The organism is Micromonospora sp. NPDC049203 (genome assembly GCF_043197215.1).
GTDB lineage: Bacteria > Actinomycetota > Actinomycetes > Mycobacteriales > Micromonosporaceae > Micromonospora.
On sequence record NZ_JBICSV010000005.1, the window covers coordinates 53,686 to 70,568 of the forward strand.

Below are 16,883 nucleotides of genomic sequence, written 5' to 3' on the forward strand. Positions count from 1 at the left end.
GTGGTCATTGTCGTCGCCGGTCCGATACAAAGCCGCGGATCAGGGGTGCGAGTGGGCGCTCGACGAAGCGATGGACGAGCCAGGCTGCCGCCAGCAGCCCAAGCACGGTGCCGCCGATCAGTATCGACGCGGGGAGGTTGGTTTCCTCGTACACGTTGCGGATCACGCTGTATCCAATGCGCGGGTGCAAGAGGTAGAAGGGGTAGCTGAGTGCACCCGCGGTGGCCAGCCAGCGCAGTTTTACCCGGTCGGTGTAGCCGAGCGCGATGATGAGCATCAAAAGGTAAACCCCGGTGAGCAGTACCGGTGCCGGCCAGACGGCTACCTCGAAGCCGGGCTTCAACTCCAGGGTCCGCCCGTGCACGCGCTGCAGGCTGACCAGCCATGTGGCGAGTAACAGCACCCACAGCCATCGATCGGCTCGGTTGCGGCGAAGCAGGAACAGGGTGATTCCGGCGATGAAGTACGGCGCGAAATTGGACATCACTACCTCGTCCAGGGCGGCACCCCGGAAAACGGGCATGATCACGGCGGCGGCCAGCCACACGGCACTGAATATTTTTGCTCCCCGGTCGGTCAGCTTGGCCGCAAGAATGCACGCCGCGATCAGATAGAACCGAAGCTCGATCCAGAGGGTCCAGTACACGGTGTCGACAAGCGGCGTGTTGAGGGGCTCCGCCAGCATGGTCAGGTTGACCAGCACGCCCCACCCGTCCGGCGGAGGTGGGAAAGGCAGCCCGCCGCTGATCGGCAGCACTGCCGTTACGGCTGTCGTGGTCACCACACACACCCAGAACGCCGGATAGAGTCGCGCGGCGCGGGAGGCAGCGAACTCGCGAACGGTACGCCCCCAGCCGCTCATGAGGATCACAAATCCGCTGATCAGAAAGAACGTCTCGACTCCGAGGAAGCCATAGATCAGCACCGGTGCCGCGTCCGGCAGGAAGTATGCCGGCGGGCGCACCCCGTCCAACCTCCACGAGTCGCCGAAGTGGTATCCGGCCACCGCAAGAGCACAGATCAGCCGCAACCCGTCCAGCACGTACAACCGTGGCGCCCGCCCGGGAGGGCCGCTGACGGGCGACGGCGTCGGCGCACGGTCGAGCAACGCGGTCGTCGTCATACTCTGCTCCTGTCCTGGACACACGACTGCGCCCAGGACAGACATGTGCAGCACCGCGCCAAGTGCTACAGGTGATCACCGTCACTGTCCTCTGACGAAGCGGGCCAGTATCGCGAGCCTGACGCTGTCCCGCTGCGATAGGTAGGAATGACCGCTCAGGACGACGCCGAACTCCTGGCCCTGACCGCAGGCGACGAATGGAACGCGGTCGAGGTGTTCTACCGCCGGCAACGCGGACGTGGGCGCCGCGGGGAGGATGCTCTCGCAAGGGTCGGCTGCGGCTGCACGTCCAGCTCGGGGGACGGACGCGAGTCAGGGCAACTGGGCATCGAGTTCGTCGAGCGCGTCATGGACGTACTCCTGCCCGACGCCGTCCGGCAGCGTGGCACGGACCGCGTAGGCGAGCTCCACGAATGCCTGCCGTACCGTTGCCAGCTCTGCACTGTTCAGCTCGATGCGGTGCCATGACGCTGTGGGCGACTTGGCCGGATCGTCGACGAGTCGGTGGGCGACGGTCCGGGCCAGCGCGTACGGAGTACCGGTCCGCGCTTCCCACTCGTCATCGCCCAACTCCTCCGCCACACACTCGACGAGCTGCCCCCAGCGGCGGAACTCTGCCGGATCGCCGCGCAGCTCGTACCCGGTGGGATGCAGCCGCACGGTCGTACGGGCGATCGGTACGTCGTCCAGGCCAACGCTCATCTCGCCGAGTCGGAACTGAACGTTCTGCCGCTGCCAGCCCCGTGCGATCTCGAGCGCGCCCGCATGGTCAGCGCCGGCCAACAGCAGCACGCTGCTCACGGCCCGCTCGTTGCGTTCGATGGCGTGCATCAGCGCGGTGTGCCCGTAGCCATCGACCGCGTTCGGATCAGCGCCTGCGGTGAGAAGCACGTCAACGGCGGCGTGGTCACCGCGCCGAGCGGCGAGGATGAGCGCTGGGGTGCCGTCGGAGCGCCGCGAGTTCGGATCAGCGCCATGGCCGAGCAGCATGCGGATCGTGGCAGGTGCGGCCGATCCCAGCACCGCCTGGACGATCGGGCTCTCCTCGCCAGGCGCGGGCTTGGCACCGAGTTCCAGCAGGTAGCGCAAGACCTCCAACGCTGCGGCCTGCGGTCGGTGTCGGGTGGCGGCGATCGCGGTGGCGAGAAGGCTGCCGTTGGCGTCCAGGTCGAGCGCCACGGCTCGCTCGCCCAGACGCTCCACCGAGAGCTGGACGCGCTCAGCACGGGCGGATGTCAGGTGCCGGGCAGGCGGGATCCGGTTCGGCATGGAGCGGTAGGATTTCTGCTTCTGCACGGAACAGGGCCGTGCTCGGCCGGTCGCGCCGCTTCGGCCTCGCCGGGCGCCGTGGCGTCCGAGACGAAGGGTGGACACCCCGGATGCACCAGCGGATCCTGCTGCGAGCCCGCAAGGGCCCGTTCGACGTCGTCACCGCAGAGGAGACCTACGAGCGGGACTGGATCGGCAAGAACAGCGGCAACCTGGTCTTCAGCCACGCCGCGCACAAGCTGCTGGCCACCTCGGCGGCGGAGATCACCCCGTCGCGGTTCCGGGCGGACCCGCGCGATGCCGACGAGATCAACGAGAAGTACGACGCCTTCGTGATTCCGCTGGCGAACGCGTTTCGCCACGACTACGTGAACCGGCTGACGTCGATGACGCGGCTGATCGAGCGGCTCAAGATCCCGGTGGTGGTGCTCGGGGTCGGGGCGCAGACCGACGTGGACGGCGACCTGGAATACCTGCGCCCGATCGACGAGCCGGTGAAGGCCTTCTGCCGGGCGGTGCTGGACCGATCGCACAGCATCGGCGTACGCGGCGAGATCAGCGAAAACTACCTGCGTACGCTGGGTTTCTCCGCCGTCGAGCAGATCGGCTGCCCGTCGATGTTCCTGCACGGCGACAGCCTCCGGGTCGAGAAGGCGAAGGCGACCCTGAGCACCCAGGATCGGCTCGCGTTCGTCATCTCGCCGTACGTCCGCGCGCTGGCCCCGATCGTCGCGCACCACCACCAGCGTTACCCGAACCTGCGCTACCTGGCGCAGGGCCTGTACGCCCTCGGCACCCTGCTCTACGGCGACGCGCCGAAGTTGCTCGGCAAGACCGACGACATGCCGATCTACACCTCACATCCGCTCTTCGTCGAGGACAAGGTGCGGATGTTCGTGGACCCGTGGCCCTGGATGGAGTACCTCTCCGGATTCGACTTCGCCTTCGGCACCCGGATCCACGGCACGATCGCGGCGCTGCTCGCCGGCACTCCCGGGTATCTCCTCGCGCACGACTCGCGCACCCTGGAACTGGCCCGCTACTTCGACATCCCGCACCGGTTGATGCGCGATGTGCCGGCCGACATCGACGCCGCCCAACTCTACGAGGAAGCCGACTACACGGCCCTGAACGAGGGCCACAAGGAGCGCTTCGCCCGGATCACCGCGTTCCTCGCCAAGCACGACCTCGGCCTTTCGTTCGCCGACGGGGACAGCGCCACCCGTTTCGACGAGCAGGTCCGCCAAACCGTCTACCCGCAGGCGGTCCGGCCGGCCTCCGCCTACACCGCCGAGGAACTGCTGGCGCGCATGCGGTGGCTTCGGGACGAGAACCAGGCGCTGCGGCAGAAGCTCAAGGCGCTCGGCGCGCAGCCACTGCGCGACCGGGTCAAGCAGGCGGTGGGCGGTCGGGTCCGCCGGATGCTGTCGCGCTGACCGTCGTACGCCTGGTCGGCAGCGGAGCAACCGGCGACGGTGTCCGGCCCGGCGCCGACGTCGATCACCCGCCGTCCGGCCCGCACCCCGCCGCGTCCAGCAGCGCTTCCGCCGGGTACGCGCAGAGCTTGGCGAAGCTGCGCTCGTACGCTTCGGCCCGTCCGGCCCACCGCGACCGTTCGTGTACGAGAACGTGCGGCGACCGGGCAGCCAGCCCTCACTCCAGAGCGAGCAGCACCGCTGTTTCCTTACGTCACCAGCGGTGACGAACGCCAGCACGTCAGGAGCTGAAGATCACCGCCGACCACGTTTTGGCATCGATGCTCGTCGACCCTCTCGACGCATGCGGTGCAGTACTCACGGTGTGCTGTACTTCCCAGTAAGTCGCGGGACCTATGTAGTCGCCCTGGTCTCTTGCTGTCCTGTTCGAAGGGGTGATGACGATGATCCAGACGTTGTTCGACAGCAGGGACTTCCCGGTCGACGAGCGATTCGACCGCTGGCACGAGATGACGATGCGATCGCTCGCGGCCTCGGACGTAGCCACCGAGATCCCGCACCAGGACTTTCGGGCAACGATGCAGCATCTCGACCTGGGCGCGGTCCAGATCGTCGCCATGACGTATCCCTCGTTGCGGTGTCGGCGTACGCCGAGAATGATCCGGCAGAGCGACCCCGGGTATCTCAGCCTCGGGATGATCCTTGGGGGCAGGCAAGGGATCGCCCAACGCGGCCGGGAAAGCGTTGCGGGGCCGGACGACCTCGTGCTCTACGACACGTCACATCCATACGAGGCGCACGTGACCGCCGCGAATCCGGTGGCGGCTCGCACGGTGGTGGCACAGTTCCCCAGAGCGCTGCTGCCCACGCGCAACGTCGAGCAACTGCTCGGCGCGCGCTTGTCCGGGAGAGTCGGAACCGGAGGTCTGGTCGCACAGTTCCTGTTCGGACTGGTCAGGGGTGCACGCGACTACGAGCCTGCGGACTCCCCTCGGCTGGCCACGGTCTTCCTCGATCTGCTGTCCATCACACTCGCCCGGGAACTCGGCGCTGGATGCGGACTGCCGTCCGAGAGCCCTCAGAACGCTCTCATGCTGCGCATTCACGCCTTCATCCAACAGCACCTCGGTGATCCGGAGCTGTCCCCGGTGACCATCGCCGCCGCGCACCAGATCTCGGTCCGCCACCTCCACCAACTCTTCCGGCAGCAGGACTTGACCGTCTCTGCCTGGATCCGTCGTGAACGACTGGCCCGTTGCCGCCGCGATCTCGCCGATCCCCGGCTGCGAGACCGTCCGATCCACGCGATCGCGCTGCGCTGGGGCTTTCCGCGACCGGCCGATTTCACCCGGACATTTCGGCTCTCCTACGACATGACGCCCAGCGAGTATCGGGGGATGGTTTCGCGCAGCCTGGTCGGCATCGAGAGCTAAGCGGCGTGCGCTCTGCGCTAACGCCATCCTGACTCGTGGCGTCCAGAATGGCTTGCAGGTCGACTCGCGCACCCACGTAGCGCGATACGGGGACTCAACCCCCGTCTTTCCGCGATCGCTGGAGCATGGAGGTTTCACGCGCTCATGAGATTCATCAAGAGGACGGCCCTGATGGCTTGCGCAACGGCGACGGCAGTCATGGCATTCGCCACTCCGGCCAGCGCCGCCACCACGTTGAACTTCTACGCCAACGGGCCAGCTGATTCGGGCCGCGGCTGTGATATGACGACCAAGGCGGGGGGCACCTACACCTACTACGCGAATGGCGGCGTCAAAGGTGGCTACCAGGCATTCGCAGGTGGCTTCGACGCATGGGAGCGTGATCTCTGCCCGGATGGTTACGGTGCGGCGCTGCACCTGACCTACTACAAGTGGAACGGCAGTTCATGGGTTTACTCGACTGCCAACCCGATCAAGGTGACCACCGGGGCTTACGACACTGTGTATCACAGCTGGACCTTCAAGGACGTTCGCGACGTGCAGATCTACAGCTGCAGGATCAACAGTGCGGGTGCGGTCTCGTCGTGCGCCAAGGCAACCCTCTTCTAGGGGGCCGGAACGGGCATCGGCCCGCTGGTCACCCACGACATCACGCGGCTGTGGATCGTCTCCGGCCCGCCTCCGTCGCCCTCTCGCCGAGCTTCCCGAGGGCTGCGGCATCCCGTCGGTGAGATTCGCCGCGGCAGTCGCTCAGCACGACCATCCACCTGCCGGGCTCCGGGCCATGAGGTCCGGAGCCCGGCCGGGTGGGGGAGCGGTCGGTAGCCGTCGCGTTCGGGTGCGGCGACGTGCCCTTCGTGGCATGTCGGCGTACACCGGGCGATCGATTATCCGGCCGGGAGGCGCAGACACCGGGGCCGGCCCAGAGCGAGTATCGACGGCGCGAGCAAGCAGTGCCGCGCAGCTGAGTACCGTCCCGTGGGCGCCCACACAGTTCTTCGAGTTCCTGCAGGGCATTGTCGACGCCGCCACGGACGGCGACACCGTGCACCTCGCGCCGGTGCTGATCCAGCCGATGGCGGCGGACGACGCCCGCCTCGACGACCGGCGAACGCGGGCGACCCGCAGTCGGTAGACCATCGCGCTGCGGCGGCTTTCCGGGGCAGTCCGGTGGCGCCGTTCGTCAGGATCCCGCCACGGGTGGGAGGACCGGCTCCGCGCGTCTTCCGCGGCGTCCGCACTTCCGTGCTCCCGTTCGCGGCGCCGCCGTCGGCGTGACGCCGCTGTCCGGGAGCGGAGGCGAGGGCCGCCGGTGTCCTTCGCGCGGAGTCACGCCCCTTGCTCCGAAACTTTCGGCGCTGTGCCGATCAGGATTCCACCCTGCCGTCCGGCGCTCTCGCTGGCAGCGCGCCTGTTGACGGACGGCGGGGCACTTAGTAGCCTCAGCGCACAAAATCATGGCATGTAAATATCTCGATAAGTTTCGGAGGCGGCGAGATCCCGCCACCCCACCATCGCCGCTCACGATCACCCCGTTGGAGGGCCGTTGAAACGCGTCCGGACCACCACCGTCGCCGTCGTCGCCGCCATCGCGCTCCTCCTCGCCGGCTGTGGGGGATCAGACGGCAAGTCCGACTCGAAGACCTTCGAGTTCTGGTCGTTTGCCAACATCAACCAGAAGGCCGACGTCGACGTCTACACCAAGGCGCACCCCGACGTGCGCGTCAAGCTCACCGAGGTGGGCACCACGACCGAGACCGCACAGGCGCTCACCGCCGCGCTGGCCGGTGGCAAGGTGCCCGACCTGGTGCTGATCCAGGCCGACGACCTGCCGAAGTTCATGCAGTCCCCGGACAACTTCGTCGACCTCACCACGCTGGGCGCGAACGACATCAAGGGCAACTACCTCGACTGGGTGATGGCGCAGTCGACGACCGAGGACAACAAGATCATCGGTGTGCCGACTGATGTCGGCGGCCTGGCGGTGGCCTACCGTACGGATCTGTTCAAGGCGGCCGGCCTGCCCACCGACCGGGAGGCGGTCGCCAAGCTCTGGCCGACGTGGGACGAGTTCATCAACGTCGGTAGGCAGTACGTGCAGAAGACCGGGAAGCCGTTCGTGGACAACACGCCGACCAGCGTCTTCTTCCAGGCGGTCAACCAGGGCAGCCAGCGCTACTACAGCGCCGACCGCAAGCTCGACTACGACAACGAGCAGGTCAAGGCGGCGTTCGACGTGACGCTGAAGGCCTTCAGCGCGGGCATCTCCGCCAAGCAGGGGTCGTTCTCCTCCGGCTGGACCGCGGCGATGAAGAAGGGCGACTACGCGGTGGTGTGCTCACCGTCCTGGATGCTCAGCCAGATGAAGACGAACGCCCCCGAGACGAACGGGAAGTGGGACATCGCCACCATTCCCGGTGGCTCGGGGAACTGGGGCGGCAGCTTCCTCGCCATCCCCAAGCGCGCCAAGAACGCGAAGGCGGCGTGGAACTACATCTCCGAGATGCAGTCGCCGAAGGGCCAGCTGGACCACTTCCTGATGCAGGGGTCGCTGCCCACCACGCCGTCGGTCTACACGGATCCGCAGCTGGTCGGGAAGACCGACCCGTTCTTCAGCAACGCGCCGATCGGCAAGATCTACACCCAGTCGGTGGTGGGGATCAAGCCCTTCTACTTCGGCCCGCAGGACGGCCCCGTCGGCACCGAGTTCCTCAACACGCTCACCAGCGTCGAGCAGGGCAAGGTGAATCCGGCGAACGCCTGGGACACCGCGCTGAAGAACGTCAAGAACGCCGTACGCGAATGACGGAGGGCTGATGCGCGGCGGCCGGGCACCGTCCGGCCGCCGCCCATCGGAAGGGTGACGCTTTGACCACCATGCTCGGCCCGGCCACCGCCCCACCGGACATCCGGGGCCCCGTTCGCAACCGGCGGATCCGGCAGGGCGTACGGGAGTTCCTGGCGCCGTATGCGTACATCTCGCCGTTCTTCGTGCTGTTCCTGATCTTCGGTCTCTTCCCGTTGCTGTTCACCTTCTACATCTCGCTGTTCGACTGGGATCCCATCGGCGAGCACCGTTTCGTGGGGCTGGACAACTTCTCCGAACTCGTGCACGACCCGCGTTTCTGGGGTGCGCTGCGGAACACGTTCAGCATCTGGGTGCTGTCGACGGTGCCGCAGTTGCTCCTGGCGCTCGGCCTGGCGCACCTGCTCAACCACGCGCGGCTGCGGCTGGCCGCCCTGTTCCGGATGTCGGTGCTCGTTCCCTACGTCACCTCGGTGGCGGCCACGACCATCGTGTTCGCCCAGATGTTCGACAGGGACTACGGCATGATCAACTGGTTCCTCGGGCTGCTGGGCTTCGACCACATCGACTTCACCGCCTCGCTGTGGGGCAGCCACGTCATGATCGCCACGATGATCGCCTGGCGCTGGACCGGATACAACACGCTGCTGTACCTCGCCGCGCTTCAGGCGGTTCCCCGGGAACTGTACGAGGCCGCCGCCGCCGACGGTGCGAACGGCTGGAAGCAGTTCCTGCACATCAGCATTCCCTCGCTGCGGCCGATCATCGCGTTCACCGTCGTGACGTCGACCATCGGCGGGTTGCAGGTCTTCACCGAGCCGTTGCTGGTCAACCCGGTGGGCGGCCTCACGTGCGGGGCGGCACGGCAGTGCCAGACCGTCACCCTCTACCTCTACGAGCAGTCCTTCGGACAGTTCCACTTCGGCTACGGCGCGGCGGTCGGCGTCGCCCTCTTCGTCATCGTGGTGGTGTTCTCCGGACTCAACTATCTGCTGACCACCCGCATCCGTTCGGAGCGCCCATGAAGCCCGCACCCCCGACCGCCGCGCCCACGCGGGCCCGGCGGCGCCAGGCCAACCGCGTCCCGATCCCGGTGTACGTGCTGCTCACGCTCATGGCGCTCGTCAGCGTCTTCCCGCTCTACTGGATGTTCGTGGTGGCGACGACGGACTCCGCCACCGCGACGACCCTCCCACCGACGCTCACTCCCGGCGGCAACTTCCTGCGCCTGGCGGAGCTCGTCTTCACCATCGTGCCGTTCGTGCAGTCCCTGCTCAACAGCGTCATCGTCGCCACCACGATCGCCGTCGGCCAGGCGGTGCTCTGCGCGCTGGCCGGCTTCGCCTTCGCCAAGCTGTCCTTCCCGGGCCGCAACACGCTGTTCCTCATCGTCGTGCTGACCATGACGGTGCCGGCGCAGCTCGCGGTGGTGCCGCAGTACCTGATCATGTCGGAGCTGAACTGGGTGGACAGCCTCCAGGCGGTGATCGTTCCCGGGCTGGTCAGCGCGTTCGGCATCTTCTGGATGCGCCAGCACATCGGCAGCACCATCGACGACGAGCTGATGCAGGCGGCGCGGGTGGACGGCGCGACCACCTGGCAGATCTTCTGGCGGATAGCCTTCCCACTGGTCCGCCCAGCGGCGTACGTGCTGGGTCTGTTCGCGTTCGTCTACGCCTGGAACGACTTCCTGTGGCCGTTCATCGTCCTGAAGTCGCCGGAGAACTACACCGTCCAGATCGCCATCAAGGCGCTGCAGCAGAACCGGGACATCGATCTGGGCCTGGCCATGTCCGGCTCCTTCCTGGCCACCATTCCGCTGCTGGTGTTGTTCGTCTTCGTCGGACGCCGGCTGGTGCAGGGAATCATGGAAGGCGCGTTCAAGGGGTGAGTGATGACGAGCCTGCGCCGCCGACTGGCCGGGTGGCGCCGGAAGGCCCGTCGCGACACGGCCACGCAGCCCTCGTACGCCTTCACGGTGCGGCGCGGGCTGCGCGTGCCGATGGACGACGGCGTCGAGCTGATCGCCGACCTCTACCTGCCGGCCGGCCCGGTGGAACGGCCGTTGCCCACGATCGTCGTCCGCTCGCCGTACGGCCGGCACGCCTCGCTCACACACGCGCCGGCGCTCGCCGGCGAGGGGTTCACGGTGCTGGTGCAGAGCTGCCGCGGTACCGGCGGCTCCGGTGGCACCTTCCGGCCCCAGCTCGACGAACAGCGCGACGGCATGACCACCCACCGGTGGGTACGCCGCCAGCGGTGGTTCACCGGCACGGTCGCGACGTTCGGCGAGAGCTACCTCGGTTACACCCAGTGGGCCGTGGCGGGCCGGATGTGCCGGGAGGATCCCGTCAACGCCCCTGATGCCCTGTGCCTGAACGTCACGATGGCCGACTTCGGCGCCGTCACCTGGAACAACGGCGCGTTCTCGCTGGGCGGCTCGCTCGGCTGGTCGCGCCGGATGGCCCTGCGGGGCGTGCACGGCACCCTGGTCCGGGCGTGGCTCGCGCGGCGGCCGGACCGGAGGCTGGCCGAAGCCTTCGACGTCCTGCCCCTGTCCGGCGGCGACACCGCGGTGGCGGGCCACCCGATCGGCTGGTACCAGGACTGGCTGGCCCACGAGAAGCTCACCGACGACTACTGGACCCGGCAGTCGCACACCGCGTCGGTGCCCGACGTCACCGCGCCCGTGTACATGGCCACCGGCTGGTACGACATCTTCCTTCCCTGGCAGCTGCGCAACTACGCCCGGCTCGCCGCAGCCGGTCGCCCGCCCCGGCTGACCATCGGCCCGTGGGGCCACACCAGCGAGCAGAGCCCGTTTCTCGCCGAGTCGATCGCGTTCCTCAAGGAACACTTCGCCGGTGCGCCCGCGGCCCGGCCGGCGCCGGTGCGTGCCTTCCTCACCGGCGCGCAGCAGTGGCGCGATCTGTCCGCGTGGCCACCGCCGGGCACCTCCGTGCGGCGGTGGCACCTGCACCGGTCCGGGCTGCTCGACCCGGCCATACCGGCCGGGGGCAGCACCCGCTACACCTACGACCCCGACCGGCCCACACCCGCACTCGGCGGCCCCGGGCTGGGGTCGGCCCCCGGGCCGGTCGACAACAGCGCCCACGAACGCCGTACGGACGTGGCGGTCTTCCGCAGCCGACCGCTGGAGCAGGCTGTCGTCCTCGCCGGGGAGCCGATCGCCCGCGTCCGGTTCCGCTCGACGGCAGCCAGCGCGGACGTCTTCGTCCGGATCTGCGACGTGCACCCCGACGGCCGCTCGATGAGCGTGTGCGACGGCATCCGCCGCGTCGGCGGCGTCGGCACCGCGGCCACCGACCCGCGGCCCGACGCAGACGGTTTCGTCGAGCTGGACGTGTCGCTGTGGCCGGCGTTCCACAGCTTCGCCCCCGGCCACCGCGTCGCCGTCCAGGTCAGCTCCGGAGCGCATCCGCGCTACGCCCGCAATCCCGGCAGCGGCGAACCCGCCGCCACCGCGACCACCACGGTACGGGCGCAGCAGGAGATCTCCCACGACGGCGCTCGCCCGTCCGCCATCGACCTGCCGGTGTGGACGTGAACGGGCGCGGATGTGCCGGCCGCCGCGCCGAAGGCATCTCCATCAATCGACGAGGAGGGCTCCCCGATGACATCCGTGTTCCATGTGGCGATCAGCGGCTCGGATTCCGCCGACGGCTGCGCCGAGCGGCCGTTCCGGACGATAAACCGGGCGGCGGGCGTCGCGCAGCCCGGTGACACGGTGGTGGTGCACGCGGGGGAGTACCGGGAGTGGGTGAAGCCACGCCACGGCGGTCTCAGCGACTCCCGCCGTATCACCTACGAGGCGGCGCCCGGCGAGCACGTGGTGATCAAGGGATCGGAACGCGTCACCGGCTGGGAGCCGCTCGGCGGGACGGTGTGGCAGGCGGTCGTCGACAACGTGTTGTTCGGCTCGTTCAACCCGTTCGCCGAGGAGGTGACCGGCGACTGGATCGTCTACCGCGATGGTGCGCCACGCCGGCATCTCGGCGACGTCTACCTGAACGGCGTGAGCTTCTTCGAGGTGGGGAGCCGGGCGGAGGTCGACGATCCGCCCCGGCGTACCGAGATCGTCGACGACTGGACCCGGGTGACGCATGCGATAGGCGATCCCGACCGGACCCGGCTCGTCTGGTTCGCCGAAGTCGGCGAGCGGACGACGATCTGGGCCAACTTCCAGGGCGCCGACCCGAACACGGAGCTGGTCGAGATCAACGTACGCCGCAGCGTCTTCTACCCGGAACAGCCGCACCTGGACTACATCACGGTCCGCGGCTTCGAGCTGGCGCACGCGGCCAGCCCGTGGGCGCCGCCGACCGCCGACCAGCCGGGCCTGATCGGACCCGGCTGGGCGAAGGGCTGGGTCATCGAGGACAACGTGATCCACGACGCCAAGTGCGCGGCGATCTCGATCGGGAAGGAGGGATCGACCGGGCAGAACTTCTCGGCCCTGCGCGGTGACAAGCCGGGCTACCAGTACCAGGTGGAGTCGGTCTTCGCAGCCCGCCGGATCGGGTGGGACCGGGAGCACGTCGGCTCGCACCTGATCCGCCGCAACACGATCTACGACTGCGGCCAGAACGCGATTGTGGGCCACCTCGGATGTGCGTTCTCCACGATCGAGGACAACCACATCCACCGCATCGGAGTGAAGCGCGAGTTCTACGGGTACGAGATCGCCGGCATCAAGCTGCACGCCGCCATCGACGTGGTGATCCGGCACAACCGCATCCACGGCTGCTCGCTCGGCACCTGGCTGGACTGGCAGGCGCAGGGCACCCGGCTGTCGCGCAACGTCTACCACGACAACTGCCGGGACCTCTTCGTCGAGGTCAGCCACGGCCCCTACCTGGTCGAGCACAACATCTTCGGCTCGCCCGCCTCGCTGGAGCTGTTCAGCCAGGGCGGCGCCTTCGTCTGCAACCTGATCTGCGGCACCGTGCGGCTGGAGCCGGTGCTGGACCGCGCCACGCCGTACCACCTGCCGCACAGCACGCAGGTCGCCGGGTACGCGGTGATCTACGGCGGCGACGACAGGTACGTGGGCAACCTCTTCCTGGGCGGCGACCCGGGCGCTGCCTACGGCGCGGGTGCGGAGGGTGAGGGGCCACCGACGGCCGGCACCGCCGGATACGACGGCCATCCCGCGTCGTTCGAGGAGTACCTGGCCCGCCTCGCCGACCAGCCGCCGAGCGACCAGCAGAAGTACGTCGAGGTGAGACAACCGGTGTACGCCCGCGCGAACGCCTACGCCGCGGGAGCCCGCCCGTTCGAGGGTGAGCCCGAGCCACGGGTGCTGGGCGTTGCGACGGCGACGGTCGTCGACGACGGTGACGGGGTCTGGCTCGTCACCGATCTCCCCGACGCGTTCGACGCGGCACGTGTCGGTGTGGTCACCGGCCGGGACCTGGAACGGGTCCGCTGCGCCGACGCGGAGTTCGAGGAGGCGGACGGCAGCCCCGCCGTCATGGACGTCGACCTGACGGGCGAGCCCCGGCAGCCGGGACGGGACGGCGCCGTCGGCCCGATCGCGGTTCTTGCGTCCGGCGCGCGCCGTACGCGCGTCTTCTGACGGCGGTCACTGTGCCGCCGCCGGCACCGTGAGGACGGTGGCGCCAGCCGTCCGGCGCCACCGTCCGCGCCGGACTCAGCCGCGTGCGGCCCAGTCGCCGAGGGACCAGTCGCGGACCTCGGGCATGTCCTCCAGGTGCTCCACCACGTACGCCTCGTGGCGGTCGAGCTGACTGCGGCACCACGCCTTGAGGTCCGCCGCGCCGCGCGGGAGACGCTTGGCGTTGTTGATGGCGTCCATCACGAGGTGGTAGCGCGACGCCTTGTTGCGCACCGTCATGTCGAACGGGGTGGTGGTCGTGCCCTGCTCGATGAAGCCGCGCACGCGGAACCGGTCCGCGTCCGGGCGGCCGTGGACGAGCTGGTGGATCGCGCCCGGGTAGCCGTGGAAGGAGAAGACTACGTCCACGTCATCGGTGAACAGCTCGGTGAACAGGGTCTCGCTCATGCCGTGCGGGTGGTCCTTGGGCCGGACCAGGGTCATCAGGTTGACCACGTTGACGACGCGCACCTTCAGACCGGGCAGCCGGTCGCGCAGGATCTGTGCCGCCGCGACCGTCTCCATGGTGACGACGTCACCGGCGCAGGCGAGGACGATGTCGGGGTCGCTGGTGCCGTCGTCGGTGCCGGCCCACTCCCAGATCCCCGCGCCGCGGGCGCAGTGTTCGATCGCCTCGTCCATGCTGAGGTACTGCAGCTGCGGCTGCTTGTCGATGACGATCAGGTTGATGTACGACCGCGACCGGAAGCAGTGGTCGGCCACCGACAGCAGGGTGTTGGCGTCCGGCGGCAGGTAGACCCGGGCCACGTCGCCGCGCTGGGTGAGCACCACCTGGATCAGGCCCGGCCCCTGGTGGGAGAAGCCGTTGTGGTCGTTGCGCCACGCCGTCGAGGTCAGCAGCACGTTGAGGCTGGGCACCTTCGCGCGCCACGGCAGATGCTTGGCCTCCTGCAACCACTTGCCGTGCTGCACCGTCTGCGAGGCGCTGACCATGGCGAACGCCTCGTAGGTGGCGAACATGCCGTGCCGGCCGGTCAGGTTGTAGCCCTCCAGCCAACCGTGGCAGTTGTGCTCGCTGAGCACCTCCATGACCCGGCCGTCGCGGCTGATCGCCACGTCCTCCGGGGTCACCCGCTCCATGAAGGCGCGGTCGGAGACGTCGAAGACGCCGCCGAGGCGGTTGCTGTTCGTCTCGTCCGGGCAGAACAACCGGAACCGGTCGGCGTTGCGCGTGTAGATGTCGCGCATCATCTCGCCCAGCTTGCGCGTCGACTCGGCCCGCTGCTGCGCCGGCTGGGGCACCTCGATCGCGTAGGAACGGAAGTCCGGCAGGTCCAGGTCCCGGGTGAGCAGGCCGCCGTTCGCGTGCGGGCTGGCGCTCATCCGCAGGTCACCGTCGGGGGCCTGGTCCCGGATCAGCGACACGGGCGTGCCGGTGGAGTCGAACAACTCCTCCGGACGGTACGACTTGAGCCATCGCTCCAGCAGCGCGAGGTGCTCCGGGTTGTCCTTGACGCCGGACAGCGGCACCTGGTGCGAGCGCCACGTCCCGGTGACGGTGACCCCGTCGACGGTGTCCGGGCCGGTCCAGCCCTTCGGCGACCGCAGGATGATCAGCGGCCAGGTCGGGCGGGTGCCGTCCCAGGAACCGTCCCGGGCGGCGGTCTGGATGTCGCGGATCCTCGTCCAGGCGGTGGCGAGGGCGGCGGCGAAGCGGTGGTGCATGCCGGGCAGGTCGGAGCCCTCGACCTCGATGACGTCGTAGCCGTGGCCCCGCAGCAGGTGGCGTACCTCCTCGGGGTCCTTGCGTCCCAGGACGGTGGGACCGGAGATCTTGGCGTCGTTGAGGTGCAGGATCGGCAGGACCGCGCCGTCGCGCTCCGGGTTGAGGAAGGACACCCCCTTCCAGGAGCCCTCCAGCGGCCCGGTCTCGGCCTCACCGTCGCCCACCACCGCGATGGCCAGCAGGTCCGGGTTGTCCATGACCGCGCCGAACGCGTGGACCAGGACGTAGCCCAGCTCACCGCCCTCGTGAATGGAGCCCGGGGTGGTCACCGACACGTGCGACGGGATACCACCGGGGCTGGAGAACTGCCGGAACAGGCGCAGCATCCCGGCCTCGTCCTGGCTGACGTCCGGGTAGATCTCGCTGTAGGTGCCCTCCAGATAGCCGGCGGCCACCAGCGCCGGCCCGCCGTGACCCGGACCGGCCAGGTAGATCGCCTGCTGGCCGGTGTGCCGGATCAGCCGGGAGACGTGCGCGTAGATCAGCGACAGGCCGGGGCTGGTTCCCCAGTGGCCGAGCAGGCGCGGCTTGATGTGCTCGGCCGCCAGGGGCTCGCGCAGCAACGGGTTGCCCTGCAGGTAGATCTGCCCGATGGTCAGGTAGTTGTTCGCCCGCCACCACGCGTCCAGACGGGCGAGTTCGGTGTCGTCGAGTTCGGCGAGCGTACGGATTTCGGATTCGACCGCGGTCACCGTGCTTCCTTTCACTGATCTCGTCATGTCCGGATCCAGGTTAGGCCCAGCCGGGCCCGGCCACCGGGGGCCGCAGGCCGCAAGCCGAAGGACCTTCGGCCCTCGATGGCGACCGCGACGCGCCGACCGGGCACGTTCATGACGTCCCTTCCGCGCGTTGCTTGATGCCCAGCAGCATCCGGCGCTCCATGACCAGGCTGCCCGGTTCCATCACCATCCGGTACGCGGCCCGGCCCGGTCCCGGACGCCCCGCCAGGGAGATCCGGTTGCGGCTGATCAGCCGGGTACCCGCGCCGTCCGGTCGCAGGTGGAAGCCCCACACCCAGGCCCCGTCGGCGGACCGGAACACCAGCGTCCGGCGCGGGTCGAGGATCTCCACGCGCATGGCCGGCCCGTTCTTGCCGAGCGGTAGTTCGTCGCCGCCGGCGAGCTGCTGGAACTGCGGCAGGATCGCGTCGGCGCTGTGCATGTCGAGCCCGAACAGGTTCTCGATCCAGTCGTAGGTGTAGGCGCCGCCGCGACCGCTGCCCATCTGCACGAGCCACGGCCAGACCGCCTCGGGTGGCGCGTCGATGGTGATCGCCCGGGTGGAGACGACGTCCGGATCGGCGAGGAACTCGTCACCGGGCAGCGCCGCGTCCACCTCGATCGCGGTGGCTCCCCAGGTGAGCCACCGTCCGGGCCGTTGGAGCACTGTTCCCTTCATGACCTCTCCCTCCTGAGCGAGGCGGCGGTCACC

The 16,883-nt window shown here is 68.7% G+C and carries 13 protein-coding genes; 9 read left to right on the forward strand and 4 right to left on the reverse strand.

Going from position 1 to position 16,883, the window contains the following annotated elements; all coding sequences use genetic code 11:
• Positions 1–4: 4 nt before the first annotated feature.
• Together ACGFIA_RS15580 and ACGFIA_RS15585 are read right to left on the reverse strand one after the other, a co-directional pair.
• The gene (locus ACGFIA_RS15580) at positions 5–1,123 is read right to left on the reverse strand and encodes an acyltransferase (protein ID WP_357384712.1); all 1,119 of its coding nucleotides are present in this window, start codon (positions 1,121–1,123) and stop codon (positions 5–7) included.
• Positions 1,124–1,435: 312 nt separating this feature from the next.
• Positions 1,436–2,419 (reverse strand): ankyrin repeat domain-containing protein, encoded by a 984-nt coding sequence (locus tag ACGFIA_RS15585; RefSeq protein ID WP_357472917.1) that lies wholly within the window; start codon positions 2,417–2,419, stop codon positions 1,436–1,438.
• An 83-nt stretch (positions 2,420–2,502) separates the two neighbouring features.
• On the opposite strand from ACGFIA_RS15585, the gene ACGFIA_RS15590 reads away from it, so the two are divergent.
• The 9 genes from ACGFIA_RS15590 to ACGFIA_RS15630 all read left to right on the forward strand — a co-directional run bounded on the left by ACGFIA_RS15590 (position 2,503) and on the right by ACGFIA_RS15630 (position 13,666).
• Positions 2,503–3,828, forward strand: a complete 1,326-nt coding sequence (locus ACGFIA_RS15590; protein WP_357384717.1) for a polysaccharide pyruvyl transferase family protein — start codon at positions 2,503–2,505, stop codon at positions 3,826–3,828.
• 443 nt (positions 3,829–4,271) lie between these two features.
• On the forward strand, positions 4,272–5,261 hold the full coding sequence (locus ACGFIA_RS15595; protein WP_357472921.1) for a helix-turn-helix domain-containing protein: 990 nt from the start codon (positions 4,272–4,274) through the stop codon (positions 5,259–5,261).
• Between the two features lie 144 nt (positions 5,262–5,405).
• Complete coding sequence (locus ACGFIA_RS15600; RefSeq protein WP_357384721.1) at positions 5,406–5,870, forward strand: hypothetical protein; 465 nt, start codon at positions 5,406–5,408, stop codon at positions 5,868–5,870.
• Between the two features lie 253 nt (positions 5,871–6,123).
• Positions 6,124–6,396, forward strand: coding sequence for a hypothetical protein (locus tag ACGFIA_RS15605; RefSeq protein ID WP_357472924.1), 273 nt, complete (start codon positions 6,124–6,126; stop codon positions 6,394–6,396).
• A 411-nt stretch (positions 6,397–6,807) separates the two neighbouring features.
• Positions 6,808–8,067, forward strand: coding sequence for an ABC transporter substrate-binding protein (locus ACGFIA_RS15610; RefSeq protein WP_357472927.1), 1,260 nt, complete (start codon positions 6,808–6,810; stop codon positions 8,065–8,067).
• A 71-nt stretch (positions 8,068–8,138) separates the two neighbouring features.
• Positions 8,139–9,092, forward strand: coding sequence for a sugar ABC transporter permease (locus ACGFIA_RS15615; RefSeq protein WP_357473014.1), 954 nt, complete (start codon positions 8,139–8,141; stop codon positions 9,090–9,092).
• The gene (locus tag ACGFIA_RS15620; RefSeq protein WP_357472930.1) at positions 9,089–9,958 is read left to right on the forward strand and encodes a carbohydrate ABC transporter permease; all 870 of its coding nucleotides are present in this window, start codon (positions 9,089–9,091) and stop codon (positions 9,956–9,958) included. The genes ACGFIA_RS15615 and ACGFIA_RS15620 overlap by 4 nt, the downstream gene beginning before the upstream one ends.
• 3 nt (positions 9,959–9,961) lie before the next feature.
• Positions 9,962–11,635, forward strand: coding sequence for a CocE/NonD family hydrolase (locus ACGFIA_RS15625; RefSeq protein ID WP_357472933.1), 1,674 nt, complete (start codon positions 9,962–9,964; stop codon positions 11,633–11,635).
• Positions 11,636–11,701: 66 nt separating this feature from the next.
• The gene (locus ACGFIA_RS15630; RefSeq protein ID WP_357384731.1) at positions 11,702–13,666 is read left to right on the forward strand and encodes a right-handed parallel beta-helix repeat-containing protein; all 1,965 of its coding nucleotides are present in this window, start codon (positions 11,702–11,704) and stop codon (positions 13,664–13,666) included.
• 75 nt (positions 13,667–13,741) lie between these two features.
• On the opposite strand, the gene ACGFIA_RS15635 is transcribed toward ACGFIA_RS15630, so the two are convergent.
• A complete protein-coding gene (locus tag ACGFIA_RS15635; protein WP_393260529.1) occupies positions 13,742–16,171 on the reverse strand; it encodes a phosphoketolase in 2,430 nt (809 codons plus the stop codon).
• 109 nt (positions 16,172–16,280) lie between these two features.
• Positions 16,281–16,850, reverse strand: coding sequence for an SRPBCC family protein (locus ACGFIA_RS15640; RefSeq protein WP_357472936.1), 570 nt, complete (start codon positions 16,848–16,850; stop codon positions 16,281–16,283).
• Between the last annotated feature and the right edge of the window lie 33 nt (positions 16,851–16,883).